The 17,619-nt window shown below is 57.4% G+C and carries 16 protein-coding genes; 12 read left to right on the top strand and 4 right to left on the bottom strand.

The window, feature by feature from the left end:
• Positions 1-30 precede the first annotated feature (30 nt).
• The 6 genes from WKI41_RS10175 (at position 31) to WKI41_RS10150 (ending at position 7,797) form a co-directional block, all read left to right on the top strand.
• Entirely contained in the window at positions 31-1,005 is a 975-nt protein-coding gene (locus tag WKI41_RS10175) for a sugar-binding transcriptional regulator (protein ID WP_340193365.1), read from the top strand.
• Positions 1,002-2,000, top strand: a complete 999-nt coding sequence (locus tag WKI41_RS10170; protein ID WP_340193364.1) for an aldo/keto reductase — start codon at positions 1,002-1,004, stop codon at positions 1,998-2,000. Before WKI41_RS10175 ends, WKI41_RS10170 begins: the two co-directional genes overlap by 4 nt.
• A 61-nt stretch (positions 2,001-2,061) precedes the next feature.
• Positions 2,062-3,789, top strand: a complete 1,728-nt coding sequence (locus WKI41_RS10165; RefSeq protein WP_340193363.1) for a glycerol-3-phosphate dehydrogenase/oxidase — start codon at positions 2,062-2,064, stop codon at positions 3,787-3,789.
• Positions 3,789-4,631: a class I fructose-bisphosphate aldolase gene (locus WKI41_RS10160; RefSeq protein ID WP_340193671.1), complete on the top strand. Its 843-nt coding sequence runs from the start codon at positions 3,789-3,791 to the stop codon at positions 4,629-4,631. Before WKI41_RS10165 ends, WKI41_RS10160 begins: the two co-directional genes overlap by 1 nt.
• Before the next feature lie 13 nt (positions 4,632-4,644).
• Positions 4,645-6,117: an FGGY-family carbohydrate kinase gene (locus tag WKI41_RS10155; protein WP_425341018.1), complete on the top strand. Its 1,473-nt coding sequence runs from the start codon at positions 4,645-4,647 to the stop codon at positions 6,115-6,117.
• Positions 6,118-6,174: 57 nt separating this feature from the next.
• On the top strand, positions 6,175-7,797 hold the full coding sequence (locus tag WKI41_RS10150; protein ID WP_340193361.1) for a GMC family oxidoreductase: 1,623 nt from the start codon (positions 6,175-6,177) through the stop codon (positions 7,795-7,797).
• Between the two features lie 132 nt (positions 7,798-7,929).
• On the opposite strand, the gene WKI41_RS10145 is transcribed toward WKI41_RS10150, so the two are convergent.
• Entirely contained in the window at positions 7,930-8,628 is a 699-nt protein-coding gene (locus WKI41_RS10145; RefSeq protein ID WP_340193360.1) for a FadR/GntR family transcriptional regulator, read from the bottom strand.
• 156 nt (positions 8,629-8,784) lie between these two features.
• Between WKI41_RS10145 and WKI41_RS10140 the strand changes: the two genes are divergently transcribed.
• The 6 genes from WKI41_RS10140 (at position 8,785) to WKI41_RS10115 (ending at position 14,403) form a co-directional block, all read left to right on the top strand.
• Positions 8,785-9,573: a transporter substrate-binding domain-containing protein gene (locus tag WKI41_RS10140; RefSeq protein ID WP_340193670.1), complete on the top strand. Its 789-nt coding sequence runs from the start codon at positions 8,785-8,787 to the stop codon at positions 9,571-9,573.
• A gap of 57 nt (positions 9,574-9,630) precedes the next feature.
• On the top strand, positions 9,631-10,305 hold the full coding sequence (locus tag WKI41_RS10135) for an ABC transporter permease subunit (protein WP_340193359.1): 675 nt from the start codon (positions 9,631-9,633) through the stop codon (positions 10,303-10,305).
• Positions 10,302-11,051 (top strand): amino acid ABC transporter ATP-binding protein, encoded by a 750-nt coding sequence (locus tag WKI41_RS10130; RefSeq protein WP_340193358.1) that lies wholly within the window; start codon positions 10,302-10,304, stop codon positions 11,049-11,051. Before WKI41_RS10135 ends, WKI41_RS10130 begins: the two co-directional genes overlap by 4 nt.
• A 23-nt stretch (positions 11,052-11,074) precedes the next feature.
• Positions 11,075-12,340, top strand: coding sequence for a cysteine desulfurase-like protein (locus WKI41_RS10125; RefSeq protein ID WP_340193357.1), 1,266 nt, complete (start codon positions 11,075-11,077; stop codon positions 12,338-12,340).
• A 16-nt stretch (positions 12,341-12,356) separates the two neighbouring features.
• On the top strand, positions 12,357-13,760 hold the full coding sequence (gene hydA, locus WKI41_RS10120; protein ID WP_340193356.1) for a dihydropyrimidinase: 1,404 nt from the start codon (positions 12,357-12,359) through the stop codon (positions 13,758-13,760).
• Positions 13,761-13,935: 175 nt separating this feature from the next.
• A complete protein-coding gene (locus tag WKI41_RS10115; RefSeq protein ID WP_340193355.1) occupies positions 13,936-14,403 on the top strand; it encodes a DDE-type integrase/transposase/recombinase in 468 nt (155 codons plus the stop codon).
• A 58-nt stretch (positions 14,404-14,461) separates the two neighbouring features.
• Here WKI41_RS10115 and WKI41_RS10110 read toward each other — a convergent pair whose 3' ends face one another.
• The 3 genes from WKI41_RS10110 to WKI41_RS10100 are packed head-to-tail and all read right to left on the bottom strand — an operon-like array spanning position 14,462 to position 17,535.
• Positions 14,462-15,082, bottom strand: a complete 621-nt coding sequence (locus WKI41_RS10110; RefSeq protein ID WP_340193354.1) for a GNAT family N-acetyltransferase — start codon at positions 15,080-15,082, stop codon at positions 14,462-14,464.
• A gap of 10 nt (positions 15,083-15,092) precedes the next feature.
• Positions 15,093-16,253, bottom strand: a complete 1,161-nt coding sequence (locus WKI41_RS10105; protein ID WP_340193353.1) for a Gfo/Idh/MocA family protein — start codon at positions 16,251-16,253, stop codon at positions 15,093-15,095.
• A gap of 31 nt (positions 16,254-16,284) precedes the next feature.
• Complete coding sequence (locus WKI41_RS10100) at positions 16,285-17,535, bottom strand: ROK family protein (RefSeq protein ID WP_340193352.1); 1,251 nt, start codon at positions 17,533-17,535, stop codon at positions 16,285-16,287.
• Between the last annotated feature and the right edge of the window lie 84 nt (positions 17,536-17,619).

The raw sequence follows: 17,619 nt of genomic DNA, 5'->3' as shown, positions 1-17,619 counted from the left end.
GTGCCGACGGCCAAGAAGGAGACGATGCATATGGTGGACTACAGAGATGAATTCGATCAGCAGCGCCAGATGTATTCCGTTCTCGTTTTACATTTCATCGAGGGTGTGAAGCAGTCGGAGATCGCAGAAAAGCTCAATCTCTCTCACACCAAGGTCAACAGAATGATTGCCGCTGGCCGCAAGGCGGGCATGGTGAAAATCAGCATATCGAGCCCGTATCAGCGGCTCGTCGATCTGGAGAACGAGGTTGTTGGGCGCTTCGGCCTGAAGCAGGCCATGGTGACGCCAACGGTCTCCGACAATCCCGAAACGACCCTGCAGATGGTCGGGCGCGTTGCGGCAAACCATCTGCTTGAAACGATCCGAGACGGCGATGTGATCGCGATAACGGGTGGTAAGGCTGTCAGCGCGGTGGTCGAAAGTCTAGAGGCGGAACGGCGTTTCGATGTGCAGGTTGTGCCGCTGACAGGCGGCGTGCAGGGGAAGCATTATACCGATGTGAACCACCTTGCCACGCAGTTGGCGGACAAGCTCGGCGGCACGGCACAGTTGGTTCATGCGCCGCTCTTCGTTGAAGACAGGCAGCAGCGCGACGTGCTGATGAATGTTGCCTCGATCCGCGACGTGTTCGATCTGGCACGGCGGGCAACGGTCGCGCTGGTCGGTGTCGGCTCGGTCCAGGCTCCGGGCTCGGGCTACTACGATCTCTTGCCCGATCCCGCACGGGGCAGCCAGGGGATGATGGATGCCGGGATCGCAGGCGAGTTTCTGGCGCATCTCATCCGCGCGGATGGTTCGCTTGCCGAGAGTGATCTGAACTCGCGGGTCGTTGCTCTCGATCCGCAACAACTGGCCAATTGCCCCTCCGTCATCGGGGTTGCGGCCGGGGATTTGAAGGCGGGCCCTGTGTCCGCAGCGCTTGCAGGACGGTTTTTGACGTCATTGGTCGTCGATGAAGAAATCGCCAAGACGCTCGAAACCTTTGGGGAAGGATTACACGAATGAACGACGCATATGTCTTGAAGCGGCCAATCGGCAAAAGCGGCATCGAAGCGTCTGCTGTCGGGCTCGGCACCTGGGCGATCGGTGGCTGGATGTGGGGCGGTACCGACGAGGCGGCATCGGTCGATGCAATCCGGGCTTCCATCGACGCCGGCATCTCGCTCATCGATACGGCCCCCGCTTACGGCATGGGTCTTGCAGAGACGATCGTCGGCAAGGCCATTGCCGGCCAGCGCGACAAGGTGGTGCTCGTAACCAAATGCGGCCTGGTCTGGCATGTGGCGGAAGGCGCCTATTTCTTCCATCAGGATGGCAAGCCCGTTCACCGCTATCTTGGTCCAGTCTCGATCCGCTACGAGATTGAACAAAGCCTCAAACGGCTCGGGACCGACTACATCGATCACTACGTCACCCATTGGCAGGACGTGACTACGCCGATTGCAGACACCGTCGGCGAACTGGTGCGGTTGAAGGATGAGGGTAAGATCCGCTCGATCGGCGCAAGCAACGTTTCGAAAGAGGATCTCGCGGCCTACATCGCCACCGGTGCGCTCGACGCCATTCAGGAAGAGTACTCGATGGTGAAGCGCAACATCGAGACCAGCTTTGTGCCAACCTGCCTCGCCAATGACGTCTCCATCCTCAGCTACTCGTCGCTGGCGCTTGGTCTTCTCTCCGGCAAGATGGGACCGGAAAGGGTCTTTACCGGCGACGACCAGAGAAAGGAAAACCCGCGCTTCAGCCTCGGCAACCGCCAGAAGGTGGCGCGGCTGATGGACGTGGTTGCGCCGGTGGCGGATCGTCATCAGGCAAGCATCGCGCAGGTGGTCATTGCATGGACGGTGGCGCAGCCAGGGATCACCTTCTCCCTTTGCGGTGCGCGTGATCCCAGACAAGCCGTCGAGAATGCCGGGGCGGCGCATCTGCGTCTGACGGCAGAAGAGATGTCGATGATATCCGCCGGCATTGTAGAGCATCTGGTCGACCTAGACCGCTAAGCCTCAAACACCGCAACACAAGATTGGGACGTTGGCTTGAAAACCAGCGAACGGTACTTCCATGTCCAATTTCCGCGAGGATGCGCTCAGACGAATCCGACAAGATGCCGATTTCGACGTTGTCGTCGTCGGGGGCGGTATCAATGGCATCGGTGCGTATCGCGATCTGGCGTTGCAGGGGCTGAGGGTGCTCTTGGTGGAGCGCAATGATTTTGCTTCTGGATGCAGTGCTGCACCGTCGCGCATGATCCACGGCGGTCTTCGCTACCTGGAAAACGGTGAGTTCGGCCTCGTTCGAGAATCGCTGAGGGAGCGGGACACGCTGCTGCGTCTGGCACCGCACATGGTTCATCCCTTGCCGACGACCATTCCCATCTACTCGACCTTTGGCGGTCTTTTCAATGCTGCAGCGACGTTCTTCGGTTCATCGGGTAAGCCCGCGAGCCGTGGGGCTGTAGCCATCAAGATCGGCCTAGCGCTCTATGACTTCGTGACGCGCAAGAACCGTCTCCTGCCCAAGCACGAGTTTCACAACAACCGCATCACCAGATCGCGATGGCCGGAGCTCGATGCGTGCGTGCGCTCTTCTGCGACCTATTACGACGCCTGGATTCGCCAGCCCGAACGATTGGCACTGGAACTGGTGCTGGATACCCGCCGCGACGCGCCACAGGCGATCGCGCTGAACTATGCCGAGTTCAACCGGAGCGGCGGTGCTTATCATCTTGCGGTGGAAGAGGCGGATGAACCGCTTACGATCCGCACCAAGATGATCGTCAACGCTACAGGCGCTTGGATCGACGAGACGATCGGCGCTCTCGACAATGCCATCAAGACCAATGAGCCAACCGTCACCGGTACCAAGGGCTCCCACGTCATTCTCGCCAATCAGTCGCTCTATCAGGCACTCAATGGGCACATGATCTTCTTCGAGAATGTCGACAATCGCGTTTGCATTCTCTTTCCCTATCTCGGACGCGTGCTCGCTGGTTCGACGGACATCAAGGTCAATACGCCTAGCCGGACACGCTGTGAACCGGAGGAGCGCGACTACATTCTCGATGCGGTCCGCACAGTCTTTCCGAGCATCGAAGTAGCAGCCTCGGATATCGTCTTCAGCTATAGCGGCATTCGCCCTTTGCCGCGCAGCGAAGCGGAATTTACCGGCAAGATTTCTCGCAGCCACCTGATCCATCGCGTGGAGTCGGACCCATCGCAACTGTGCATGGTCGGGGGCAAGTGGACGACCTTCCGCGCATTCGGTGAGCAGGTGACTGACGAGGTCTTGGCCGAGCTTGGACGGTCCCGGTTGACCTCAACTAACAACCGCCCCATCGGCGGCGGCTTGAATCACCCAGGAGACACTGATCTTTTGTCCGTGCAGCTTTCCCGCGAGTTCGCCATCGGCAAGGCGCGCGCAGATCATTTAGCGGCGACCTACGGGTCTCGGGCCTCGGATTTGATGACCTTCTGCCAGGCGCGCTCCGACGACGTCTCTTTTTCCGCCACAACCGCTTTGACACTCGCTGAGATCGCCTGGCTCATCCGGGCTGAGGATGTGCGACATCTGTCCGATCTTGTCCTTCGTCGCACGAGCCTCGCCATTACCGGCGATCTCGATCTCGACAGTCTCGATGCGCTGATTGCCGTCGCGTCGCGTGAACTCGGCTGGACAGGCGACCGGGCCCTCGCCGAACGGCGACAGGTGATCGACGAACTGCAGGCCTATTACGGCGTGTCGATCGACATGCTTCAGAATAGATGTAGAGAAAAGGACAAGGCATCATGATGCGCGTTTCCCGCAAAGCAAGAATGAACAGGTTGTTTCGTCAAGGAGGATGCCTTGACGTTGCACTCGACCATGGCGTCTGCAACGAACCAAGCTTTCTTCTCGGTCTGGAGGATATGGCTGGCGTGGTAGGCAGGCTCATTGAAGCGGGACCCGATGCCATTCAGATGGCTTATGGTCAGGCAGACCTGCTGCAATCCAGGCCGGAGCGCGACAAGCCGGCACTCGTCATGCGCATCGATATGGGCAATCCATACAATTCCACCCGCCACCGCAGCATGTGGTCGCAGCTGCAAAACTATGAAGAGCCGATCATCGGTGCGTTGGAAATGGATGCGGCCTGCGTCGTCGTCAACCTCTTCATGCTGCCGGATGAGCCGGAACTGTTTCGCCAGTGTGTTGAAAACATCAGCCGGGTGCGCGCCGATTGCCACCGCTACGGCATGCCGCTGATGATCGAGCCGCTGGTCATGCTGCCCAATGATGTGCGCGGCGGCTATCAGGTGGATGGCGATGCCGAGAAGATCGTCACCCTGGTGCGTCTCGCATCCGAGATGGGGGCGGATATCATCAAGGCCGATCCGACAACGGATCCTGCCGATTTCCACAAAGTGATCGAAGCCGCCCGGTGCCCGGTTCTCGTGCGCGGGGGAGGCAAGGAGGACTTGCGCACCGTTCTGTCAAAATCTGCCGCGATCATCGAGCAGGGCGCAAACGGTATGGTCTATGGCCGTAATATCTATCAACATGACAATCCGAAGGCTGTCGTGAAGGCGCTTATGGCCATTATCCATCAGCGCGCCGGCGGCGAAGAAGCATGGGATATCTATAACCGTGGCTGAGACAAATTTCGTTCTGGGAGTCGATGTAGGCAACACGGTCATTAAGGCCGTGCTGTTCGACACGCAAGGGCATCAGATCGCGCAATGCGCGATCGACGGAAAGTCTAGCTTTCCCGAACCAGGACATGTCGAACGCGACCTGTCCGAGCTTTGGGCAAATGGCTGCAGAGCGATCCGCGAGGTGATTTCCAGTTCCGGCGTCGATCCACGTCGGATCCTTGGCGTCGGCTGTGCAGGCCACGGCAACGGTCTTTACCTGCTCGACAAGGAGTTGCGTCCGCTCAAGGGTATCCAGTCTCTCGACAGCCGCGCCTCCGATATTGCAGGCGAACTCGACCGTGAGAATGGCGCGGCGCTTCAGGCGCGGTGCCTTCAACGGCCCTGGCCATCGCAGACGCCGACACTTCTTGCCTGGGTCAAGCGCCACGAAGCCGAACTTTACGCCCGAATTGGCGCCGTCCTGTTCTGCAAAGACTATATCAACTTCTGCCTGACGGACCGGTTGACCAACGACATTTCGGATCTGAGCGGGGCAGGGCTGCTTGCCATGCCGGAGGGCGTGCTCGACGAGGCCTTGCTTGGCCTCTACCATTTGGAAGATGCATTATCCTTCTTCCCCGATCGCGTCGAGTCGGCGCAGATCATTGGGCGTGTGAGCGCAAAGGCGGCGCAGGCCACCGGGCTTGCCGAAGGAACGCCCGTCATCGGCGGTTTCTTCGATGTGGTGTCGAGTGCGCTGGGCTCCGGCGTCATACATGCCGGCGAGGCTTCGGTGGTGGCGGGAACCTGGAGCATCAACCAGGTCTTCGCCGACAAGCCGGTTATCAGCGACAATGTCTTCATGGTCACAGTCTTCGGCAAGGACAGATATGTCAACATCGAGTCCAGCGCCACCTCGGCTGCCAATCTTGAATGGTATGTTCACCGCATGCGCGGCGACCATGGCGACCAGGCGTTCGAGCGCTGCAATCAGGAAGTCGGCAAGGTCGCGCCGCGTGCTGACGATCCCTTCTTCCATCCCTTCATCTTCGGCTCGCGTTTGGGTGCTGAGTTTCGCGGCGGCTTCTATGGGCTGGCCGGATGGCACGGTGAAGGCCACATGCTGAGGGCGCTTTTCGAGGGCGTCTGCTTCGAGCATCGTCGCCACATCGAGGTGCTGGAGCATGCCGGACTATCGGTCAGCAGAGCCGTCATGTCGGGGGGAGGGTCACGAAGCCGTCACTGGCCGCAGATGATGGCAGATGTCTTGGAGATCCCGCTCAACGTGGCGGAGGCGAGAGAGACGGGAGCCTTAGGGGCTGCCATCGGCGTGACAGTCGCCGTCGGCCACTATCCATCTTACGAAGATGCCGTTCAGGCGATGACCCGAGCTGCCCGTGACTTTCGTCCTGAAGCAAGGCGGTTCGAGCATTTTCGTAGACGCTACGCCATTTATGCGGCCCTTACCGGGCAGATGCGCAATTTCTGGAGCGCATTGAAGAATTAAGGGGAGGTGGTTCGCAAGGATGTATCGCGACCATCGGTGCCAAAGAGGACATCAAGCATGGCGGAAACGACAGGCCTGGACGGCCAATACGACTATGTGATCGTCGGGGCAGGGACGGCGGGCTGTGTGCTGGCTGCCCGGCTGAGTGAGGATCCATCCGTGCGTGTCCTGCTGCTGGAAGCCGGGGGCTCGGACCGCTATCACTGGGTACAAATACCGGTTGGCTACCTCTTCTGCATTGGCAACCCGCGGACTGACTGGATGATGCGCACGGCACCTGAGGCAGGCCTTAACGGGCGCAGCCTCGCTTATCCACGTGGCAAGGTGCTGGGTGGCTGCACCTCGGTCAACGGCATGATCTACATGCGAGGGCAGGCCGCCGACTACGATGGCTGGCGTGAGCTCGGCAATGAGGGGTGGGGATGGTCCGACGTTTTGCCCTATTTCAAGCGATCCGAGGATTATCACGGGCCGCAAGGCGACATGCATTCGACGGGAGGGCCTTGGAAGGTCAGCCGTCAGCGGTTGAAGTGGAAAATCCTCGAAGCAGTGCAGACGGGCGCGCGCGAACTCGGTATCGAGCCTCGCGCCGATTTCAACGATGGCGACAACGAAGGATCGGGGTTCTTCGATGTGAACCAACATAAGGGCGTGCGCTGGAACACGGCGCGCGGCTTCCTGCATCCGGCCCTCAAGCGCCCAAATCTGCGCCTCATCAAGCATGCACTCGTTGAGCGCCTGATGATCGACGGAAGCCGCGTCACTGGCGTGCAATTTCGCACATCTGAAGGCTCGTTCCATGCGAAAGCCGATGGAGAGGTAATCCTGGCGGCCGGTGCCATCAACTCGCCGAAGCTCTTGGAACTATCTGGCATCGGTGATCCCGCTCGTCTGGAAGCACTTGGCATCAAGGTCAATCTAGCGAAATCCGCGGTAGGCGAGAATCTGCAGGATCATTTGCAGATCAGGACCGTCTTCAAGGTCAAGAACACCGTGACGCTCAACCAGCTTGCCAATTCTTGGCGCGGCAAGATCAAGATCGCAGCGGAATATGCGCTGATGCGCTCGGGGCCGATGTCGATGGCGCCAAGCCAGTTTGGCATGTTCACGCGCTCCACGCCGGGCGCAAACCGACCCGACATCGAGTACCATGTTCAACCGCTCTCCACCGACAAGCTCGGTGATCCGTTGCATCCGTTCCCCGCCATTACCGTCTCCGTCTGCCAGCTGCGGCCAAGCAGCGTGGGCACCTGCCACATCAGTTCGACCAACCCGCACCAGCAACCAGAGATAAGGCCAAACTATCTGTCGACCGACCAAGACCGTTCCGTCGCCATTGCAGCCATCCGCCAAGCCCGGCAGGTGATGGCGACCAGCGCACTGCGCCCCTATCAGCCAGAGGAAATCCTTCCAGGCCGTGAGTTCGAGAGTGATGAAGACCTCCTGCAAAAAGCAGGCGACATTGCCACGACCATCTTCCACCCGATCGGTACCTGCCGCATGGGAGCGGACGCCGACGCCGTGGTCGATCCGGCGTTGCGCGTAAAAGGCCTCCAAGGATTGCGCGTCGTCGACGCCTCGATCATGCCGCGCATCGTCTCCGGCAATACTGCCTCACCGGTGGTAATGATTGCCGAGAAGGCAGCGGATATGATCCGTTTGGATCGAAGAGGTTGCTGACTGTGCCGCGGGGTTTGTGGGGGCTCTGCGCTCCGGGCGACGTTCGGTCTTAGTACAGGTCGAATTCTCATCAGGCAAGAAATCGGTGCCTCGAGTGCGCCGCCCAAAATAGTTGTACTTCCGGTTACTCTCTTAAGGATCAAGGCCAGCGCAGCGGGCGGTGTTACGAATATGTGTTTCCATCTCGGCCTTCGCCAAGTTTCCATCGTTGAGGCGTAATGCTTCGATGACGCGGCGGTGCTCGGCGATCGAGTTGCTCATTCGTGTCGGATCAGTGATGGGAATCGGTTGGCGCTGGGTTTCCGTGATCAGTTCACGAACAGTCTGGTAAAGCGCTTGCAACATCACGTTCGAGCAGGCGGATACGATCGTCGAGTGAAACTGCAGGTCGGCTTCGACATTGGAAATGACGTCCTGCTTTTCCCAGGAACGTTCCATCGTTTCGGTTGCTTGCTCCATTTCGTCCAGTTGGCGGCGCGTCAGCCGACCTGCGGCGAGCTTTGCAATTTCTCCCTCGAGAAGTGCGCGTGTCTGGAAGACATCGAAAGCAGAGTAGCTCTGCGAGTAGCGCCACGGCGCCATGTTGGCTGCGGGTCCTGCTGCACGTTCTGCTGGTGCGGTGACAAAGGTGCCGCGTCCCGCTTCCGTTTTCACCATGCCAAGCGTCTCTAGGGTCAGTAAGGCTTCGCGAAGCGAAGCACGGCTGACGCCGAACTGTTCTGATAACTCTCGCTGCGACTGAATCCTCTCGCCGGGTTTGAGAACGCCTGTCTGGATCATTGTTTGAATTTCGCGCGCCACGGTCTGTGGCAAAAGCGTTTTGTTCAACATTCTGCGCGCGCCCTCTGTTCCTCACTCAACATCTATTTTCAACGTGCTGCCTTGCCAAGACAAAAACTCCGTGCTTGTGTGGTCTAACTGGTCCGTCCAGTTAGACCACAATGTGTGATCGTGTATCGAATAACAAGGGGAACACTGATGAAACGCATGACAGCAAGATTTTTCACCGCTTCATTGGCTGCGGGCATTGCTCTTTTGAGCCTGCAGGCAGCGCGCGCCGCTGATTTGACAGTAGGCGCAAATATTGGCAATGTGCCGTGGGAGTTCCAGGACGCGTCCGGCAAGGTCGTCGGGTTCGAAGTCGATCTTGTCAACGAGGTCGCAAAGCGTCTCGGCAAGTCGGTCGAGTTTGTAAACACTCCATTCAATGGCCTGTTTTCGGCGGTGCAGTCGGGCCGCATCAACATGGCGATCTCTTCGATCACCATCACGCCAAAGCGTCTCGAATCGGTATCTTTCGCTCAGCCATATTACGACAGCGACCAGTCCCTTACGGTGACAGCGAAGTCCGGAATCACCGGCTTGAAAGAGATAGCTGACAAGGTGGTGGGCGTCGACACTGGCTCGACCGGCGACATGTGGGCTGAGAAGAATAAGGCCGAATACAAGTTCTCCGACATCCGGCGGTTCGAAGGACTTTCTCCCGCCATGCTCGATCTTGTTGCTGGCCGCATCGACGGCTACATCAGCGATATTCCAGCTCTCTTGTACTATGTGAAGGACAAGCCAGAACTGAAGGTGGTTGCCCGTATCGAGACAGGCGAGAAATACTCCGTCATGTTCAACAAGGGCGACGCGCTTGCAGAGCAGGTGAATGGCGTCATCACCGAGATGAAGAAGGACGGTTATCTCGCCAAGCTTCATCAGACTTGGTTCGGTGCGCCTGCCGAAGAGAAGACATCGACTGTGACGGTCATGGACATGCCAAAACTCTGATAGCACCACAGCCGCCAGTGGGTCTTCGATCCGCTGGCTTGAGGGAGCCTTTTCGGCATGAATCTCATTAACACCTTCTTCAATTACAATGTCCTGCTCCAGAGCCTTCCGCAACTGATGTGGGGCCTCGTCGTCGCACTTCAGATTGGCATTGTCAGCATCGTCGCAGGTCTCGTCGGCGGCCTTGTTCTGGCTGTAGCCCGGCTTTACGCGCCGCGCGCTATCGTCATTCTCATTCGCATCTACGTGGATGTCTTCCGATCCATACCCCTGCTCGTTCTTCTCATCGTCATCTATTACGCACTTCCATTCGTGGGGATCAGGCTTTCGCCATTCTTGTCTGCGGTCGCAGCGCTCTCGCTTGTCTCGGCGGCCTATACGGCAGAGATTTTCCGGGCAGGCATTGACGCCATACCCGCCGGTCAGTTCGAGGCTTCGGCGGCTTTGGGCCTATCGAACCGGCACACGATGGCTGACATCATTCTTCCTCAAGCGATCCGGATCGTGATCCCGCCGCTAACCAATAATTCGATCAATGTGCTGAAAGATACCGCGCTGGCATCGGTAGTCGCGATGCCGGATCTGTTGAAGCAGGCAACACAGGCGCAAGCTCTGAGCGCCAATCCCACGCCCTTGATTGGTGCGGCGGTGATCTACGTCCTCCTGCTCTGGCCTATGGTGGCAGTCGTTTCCCGCCTCGAGATGCGGTTTGGTGCAGGGAGACGCAGATGACTGGTCACTCCAAGAATTTGATCCGCGTCGAAAGGCTGTTCAAGGCTTATGGCACATATACCGTGCTGCACGGTATCGATCTGGACATCACCGAAGGTGAAGTCGTTTGCATTATCGGCCCATCCGGCTCGGGCAAGTCGACCTTGATCCGATGCATCAATCATCTGGAGGCTTTCTCGGCTGAAAGTTCCATCACCGTTGATGGTGTCAGGGTTCGTCCCGGTAAGGATCTTGCGAAAGTTCGTGCCGAAGTCGGTATGGTGTTCCAGTCCTTCAATCTTTTCCCGCATATGACGGTGCTTAGAAACGTCATGCTGGCGCCGATGCGTGTGCGAGGGCTGGCTGAAGCGGAAGCTGCAGCAAAGGCGAGGGACCTTTTGGCCCGTGTCGGCATTTCCGAACAGGCGGACAAATATCCTGGACAGCTATCCGGCGGGCAGCAGCAGCGCGTGGCGATCGCGCGGGCTCTCGCCATGGAGCCGAAGGTTCTTCTGTTCGATGAGCCGACATCGGCTCTCGATCCGGAAATGGTGGGGGAGGTGCTGGACGTCATGCGGCGTCTGGCTGGAACCGGTGTCACGATGATCGTCGTGACGCACGAAATGGGCTTTGCCAAGCAGGTGGCCGACCGCGTCATCTTCATGGATGGCGGGAAGCTGGTCGAAATAGGTACCCCTCAGCAGATATTCGACAATCCCCAAGAAGAAAGAACGCGCGGGTTCCTGCGCGCGGTACTCAATCACTGAATTATGTCTGTGGAGGACACACCATGAACGATAAGCCATCGCTCGATCCGGAATTCGTGCGAAGCCAATTTCCCGGTCTGGAACGAGGCTGGACGTTTTTCGACAATGCCGGCGGCTCGCAAATCCTAAAGGGCGCGATCGATCGCATCAACAGCTTCCTGGTCGAACGCAACGTCCAGATCGGTGGATCGTACGAGGTGTCGCAAAAGGCCGCGGAGGCCCTTTACGAAGCGCGCACGGCCGCCATGCACCTTGTCAACGCAACGCGACCGGAAGAAATCGTCTTCGGCAATTCGACAACTGCACTTTTGCAAAATCTCGCGCGTGCCATGGAAAGCCAGCTTAAGCCTGGCGATGAGATTATCGTGACCGTAAGTGACCACGAATCCAATATCGGTCCCTGGGACCGGCTGAAGTCGGCGGGCGTCATCATAAAGTTCTGGCCGCTCAACAAGACCAGTTTGAGCCTTGATCTGGCAGACCTCCAGCCCTTGATGTCCGAGCGCACGCGGCTCGTCTGCGTGACGCATGTCTCCAACATTCTCGGATCGATCAATCCGGTACGCGAGATTGCCGACTTTGTTCACGCACGAGGTGCCCGGCTATGCGTGGATGCGGTGGCTTACGCGCCCCACCGTCTTGTCGACGTTCAGGCTTTCGATGCTGATTACTACGTCTTCAGTCTCTACAAGACTTACGGGCCCCATTACGCGCTCATGTACGGGAAATACGATTATCTCCTCGAGCTTGATACGCTTTACCATTATTTTTACGGCAAGGACAAAGTTCCGGGAAAGCTCGAGCCCGGTAACCCCAATTACGAACTTGCCTATTCCACCTGTGGCATCGTGGACTATCTGACGAAACTTGGAGAGCACGCTGGAGCGACAGGCAGTGTCCGTGACCGGATTGCGACAGCGTTCAAGGCAATCACCGCTCAGGAAGATGCGCTGACCGAGAGACTGTTGTCGTACTTGCGGTCGCGAAACGACTGCCAGATTGTTGGGCAGAGCCATAATGGGGACAGCTCGCGCGTTCCCACAATTGCTTTCCGCTTCGATGGTCGCGACGCAGCCGAGATATGCCGCGCGATGGACAAACACCATATCGCAATGCGGTTCGGCGATTTCCACTCGCGCCGTTTGGCCGAATATCTCGGCCTCACCGATCATGGTGGCATGCTGAGAGTGTCCATGGTCCATTACAATACGTTGGAAGAGGTCGATCGCTTTACGCAGGCTCTCGACAAAATTCTTTCCGGCGAAACGGGATTTGCGAAAGTAAGCTGAAGAAAGGACGGCGTCGATGCGCTTCGATACAATCATCCGTAACGGAACCGTGGCTACCGCCAGCGATACCTTTGTCTGTGACATCGGTATCCTCGACGGAACGATCGCGACCCTTTCAAACGGACTTGACGATGCAGCGGAGGTCATTGACGCCACAGGTCTTTTTGTGTTGCCGGGAGGGATAGACAGCCACGTTCACCTCGATCAACCGTCCGGCGAAGGCATCGTCATGGCGGACAATTTTGAAAGCGGTACGCGCTCAGCGGCTGTCGGGGGCAATAGCACTGTCCTGACCTTTTGCATGCAGGAGAAGGGGCAGACATTGCGCGAGGCCCTCAAGGCTTATCACGCCAAGGCCGAGGGCAAATGTTACACCGACGTTGCTTTCCATCTCGTCATCACCGATCCGACCCCTGAGGTGTTGGGGCAGGAACTGCCTGCGCTGGTTGAGGCCGGTTACACGTCCCTGAAGGTCTTCATGACCTATGAGGGGCTTCGGCTGCGCGATGATCAGATACTGGATACGCTCGATGCGGCGCGACGTACCGGAGCGCTCGTGATGGTCCACTGCGAGAATGAAGATGCGATCCGCTATCTGATCGGACGCCACGAAAACGAAGGAAAGCTTGCTCCCAAATATCATGCCACGACGCGGCCGATTGCGGCCGAGCGAGAGGCAACTCATCGGGCGTTGTCGCTTGCAGAAATCGTGGACGTCCCAATCGTGATCGTCCACGTTTCCAATCGCGAGGCAATGGAAGAAATTCGCAGGGCGCGCATGCGCGGCCAAAAGATCGCCGGTGAAACCTGCCCGCAGTATTTGATGCTGACGGCTGCCGATCTCGATCAGAACGCACTGGAAGGCGCGAAATATGTTTGTTCTCCCCCACCGCGAGATCGTGAAAGTCAGGACGCGTGCTGGGAGGGCTTAGAGCAGAATGTCTTCGACCTCTTTTCGTCCGACCATTGCCCGTTTCGCTATGAGGACGCTGAAGGCAAGCTGAACGAAAAGGGAAAGCGGAATTTCCGCTGGATACCAAATGGCATTCCAGGGGTCGCAACGCGATTGCCCATTCTGTTTTCCGAAGGTGTGATGAAGGGACGTATATCGCTCAACCAGTTCGTCGCCCAGACATCGACCAACCACGCGAAACTCTACGGGCTGTATCCTCAGAAGGGCACGATTGCTGTTGGAGCTGACGCTGATCTAGCCATCTGGGATCCTGGCAAGCGCGTCACAATCACCAATGATCTCTTGGCGCATGGATCGGACTACACACCTTATGAAGGTCTTGAGGTGCAGGGATGGCCAACACGACTAATGCTGCGTGGTCAATCGATTGTCGAAGAATCAGCGATCACCCCTGCGCCGATCGGCGGCAAGTATCTTTTCCGCAAAACCTCGGCGCTCGTGAAATAGTGACTAGTCTTGTGATGAGGCGGGGCAGTTCGACACTGGTGTTTTCGATTTAAAAAACACGACGAGAACGCCTTACACCGATTTTGTTGCGACAGATCCAACGCTTTGGCTTAGTTGTCACAAGACGCAAGAGGAAGAGATGTGTCATTAGCGCCGCTTCGAGATCGATCACAGCATGATCAATCGCTGGGGTTATCGGTTATGCACCGTGCATAGACAAGCGCGGCAACCCGAAGGATTTATTGTTACCGAGAAGCTTGATCTTGATGACGCCAAGCCTTTCTTCCCTGGGATGCTGAAGGACGAGCCCTTGTTTTCACCGGCGAAGCGCAGTGCGAGCGGCGCCGAGCACTTTCACTCGACGATCAAGACGTCAGTGGATCACGGGTTTCTGCGGCCTGATCCGATACAATATTTCATAAGGGGTCTTAAAAAAGGCATCGTGAGTGAGCCTGTCCAAATGACGAAGGCCATGCCGAAGGTAGGTGGCTTCCGCCCTTTCGAAACGGAGCGGCGAACCATCGCACATTTCGAAATCTTCCTATGGCTGAAGAAGGGCGGCCTTTCCGGTGAATGGACCGTCACTGATCAGAACGGTTTGCTTGCTCGCCTTCTTGGGCTTCAAAAGGTGAGCACGGTGTGAACAGCAGGGCGTGTTTGGGCTTGTCGCGTTCGAATGACTGCTTCCAGACACTTCCGTTTCAATCAACAAACCGCTTTGCCAACAGGATTGACGGTGTCCGGTCGATTTCGACAAAGCCAAATTTAGCGTAAAAGGCGACAACCTTTTCGTTGTGCTGGTTCACACCTAGATGAACCCCTTCCGCTCCAGACATCATCAATGCATTCAGTTGATGTCGCAGCAGTGACGACCCATGACCTCCATTCTGCAGCTCAGGCAGAAGATTGATGTGCAGATGTGCCGGATAGCGCTTCGTCACCCGAGCTGATGTTCTCGACGGGCTTTGGATGTAAGAAAGAATATTCTTGTCCTCTGCCGTCCGCGCTGAGAAATCGCGAAGCTCTTCTTTCAAGACGGGCCACCACGCGGCCTCAAGCCAGTCTTCATAGACGGTCGTATGGGGTGCTGCGACACAATAACCCATCACGACGCCGCGCTGCGTCAGCACAAAAGCATTTTCGCGGCAGAAGCGGACATAGGGCAGAGCCCATAGCAATCCGGGAAGTCTCGCGTCGGTGTAGTGTTGTGATCCGTCTTGCCCGCTGTCTGAAGTGCGCAGGCAGATATCCAGGATCGCAGCCTCATCGCAAGGCTGGGCGTTGCGGATGACAACGGCTGATGTTGGCGCTGGCCTGTTCATGAGCTTGGCCTCAGGCTGCCGCTTGAGGGGTTCGAAGCGCGTCATCGAAACGCTGCCAGGTCTCGGCAAGTTCGATGGTGCGCCGTGCACGACGTGCCTCATCGATCTTGATTGCCACAAGTCCTGCTTCCAGAGCCGCAATGATATTGACGGGGAGTGGAGTGGCCTCTGTAAGATGGTTCCAGATATCCGAAGCCATCTGATCATCGGCACCATAGTGATCGCTTTCATGGCCCTCGTAACGCCGCTCAACAAGCTTTTCGCCGGTGACGGCGGAATGGACCTCGAAGCGGTTACGGATGAAATCACCCTCTGCCATCCCCTTGTTGCCGATCACGCAGAAGCGGCGAAACTGATCTGGAACGTTGAGATTGGTATGAAAAGCCATCGTCGCTCCGCCGTGATATTCTACGATCGCGGTCTGATAGTCGATGATATCGCCGTCGCTCTCGAAGACGGCATCGCTCTTCAACCACCCGCTCGGCTTCTTGTAGAATTCCTGCTGTTGAAACGCGGAGAGCTGATCAGGCCGGTTTTCTGCTACGAATGACTTACGGCCCCCAAAGCTGGCAACCGCCATGGCGCGCTGGCCCACGACGCTGCTGTAAAGATCAATGTCGTGACAGCATTTCTCCAGGATGAATGGGCCAGCATAGCGAGTATGCCGCCGCCAATCCCGCATGAAGAATGCTCCGTGGTAAGGCGCTATATGCTCGGATGCCTCGATCGAGGTAATGGTGCCGAGGTAACCTTGAGCCTGAGCTGCGCGTAAATCCCGGTAAAGGTCGGAATACCGTAGAACGAGCCCAACCATAACGCTCTCATAGCCGTATTCGGCAAGCAGGCGCGCCATTTTCATTGTCTGGTCTTCATTGATCACGACCGGTTTCTCGGTGAAGACCCGCGCCCCTCTGCGCAGCCCTGCAGTGATGTGGTCTAGGTGAAAAACATTGGGTGAACCGACCATAAGAAGATCGGGGCGTGTTTGCGTCAGCATGAGTTCAACTGTATCGAAGCGTCTCGGCTCTGGCATGCCAGAGGAGAGAATGGCCGGCAGTCCCGCGGGCTCGGGGTCCATGAGGCCGACGATCTCGATATCTGGGCAAGCCTTGGCGAAGGAAGCAATGACATTGGCAAGCCGAAAGCCAAGCCCGGCGACTGCAATTTTCATTTTTTAGTCCTGTTGGCGATAAGTGGGTAAATCATAAGGATTCGTCGTCATCTGCTGGCGCGCCAGCAACACGATCGAAGCGTCTTTCGAAATCCATGGTCTGGCTGCGTCCACGGTTGGATGAGAGACGCCTGAAGTCCGGGCTGCCATGCGCAATCACGGGCAACATGGCCGCCCCTAAAGCGGCGGCTTCCGGACCGAGTGCGCCAGCGCAAAGCCGCGGAATATCCCGATGGCTTCGGGCGCTGACCGATGGTAAAAGGGGATAGGCCCGGTCAATCAAGGAGTTGTTGAGCGCCGGCGGAAAATGCCCTCCGACCATGATCGTCTGCGGATCCATGATGTTTTCAAGCAGCGAAACCAGCAATCGGAGGCGTTTTGAGTTGAGGTCGAGCCATCGCATCAAAACACTGTTGCGTTGAGCGTAGAGTTGTTCCAACACGCCGGGCCTAGCGATTTCCTTGCTTTCACAAGACAGCATTGCCGCGAGTTCGTCGATGGAGAACGGAGTCTGTCCATCGGCATCTGGATTAGTGAATTCGGCAGGCCAGGTCAGGAGGCCGATTTCTCCAGCATTGTTCCAAAATCCCTGAAGCGGCATGCTGTCGTTTATGATGCCGGCGCCAAGCCCATGGCCGACGAAAATATGAACGTAGTGCGTCAGTTCTGAGGCTCTGCCAGCCCTGAGTTCGGCAACTGCGGCAGCCGTGGCATCATTCTCGATGATCGTTGGAAGGCCACACGAATCTTCAATAGCTTCCGCCACAGGTATGCGGGTCCAGGCGTCCCAGCCTGGCGGACCGACGGGATGCTCGAACTCCGGTTCCTGCAGCGTTGGCATGGCGATACCGATGCCCCAAGCAGGGTGGTCTGCCGCAACCGAACGCAGGCGCTGCGCGATATCAGCTATCGCGCGGATCGTATCGGATGGATCTTCAAGCGAAGCATACGCCGTCTCACGTCCCAGTTCTTGCCCTGCTATATCGCATACAATACCGAGAAGCCCGTCGCGATCCACATGGATCCCGAGGCAGCATCCTGCCTTTGCGCGCACCTGCAATCTTTTTTGAGGGGCGCCGCGCGCACCTTCTTGCTGAATCGATTCAATTACCAGTGCCCGGTCGATCAAATCCTTGCATATGTTGGACATCGTCTGCGGCTTCAGACCTGTTACGTGAACAAGGTCCCGTCGGCTGATGCCATTGCTAGACCGAATGAGGTCGAAAACCAGGCGACGGTTGTAGCGGCCCGAATATGTATGGTTGCTGCCCATCATGCTCATGGGTGCGGTATCCTATTTATTTCATTAAATGGATTTTATCAGTCTGAGATCGCAGGGTCAAGTTGGAGAGAATCGACTTGATCA

Source organism: Agrobacterium larrymoorei (assembly GCF_037722385.1).
Classification (GTDB): Bacteria; Pseudomonadota; Alphaproteobacteria; order Rhizobiales; family Rhizobiaceae; genus Agrobacterium; species Agrobacterium larrymoorei_C.
Note: the sequence above shows the minus strand (reverse complement) of the source record. Positions and strands in the feature narration are given on the sequence as shown.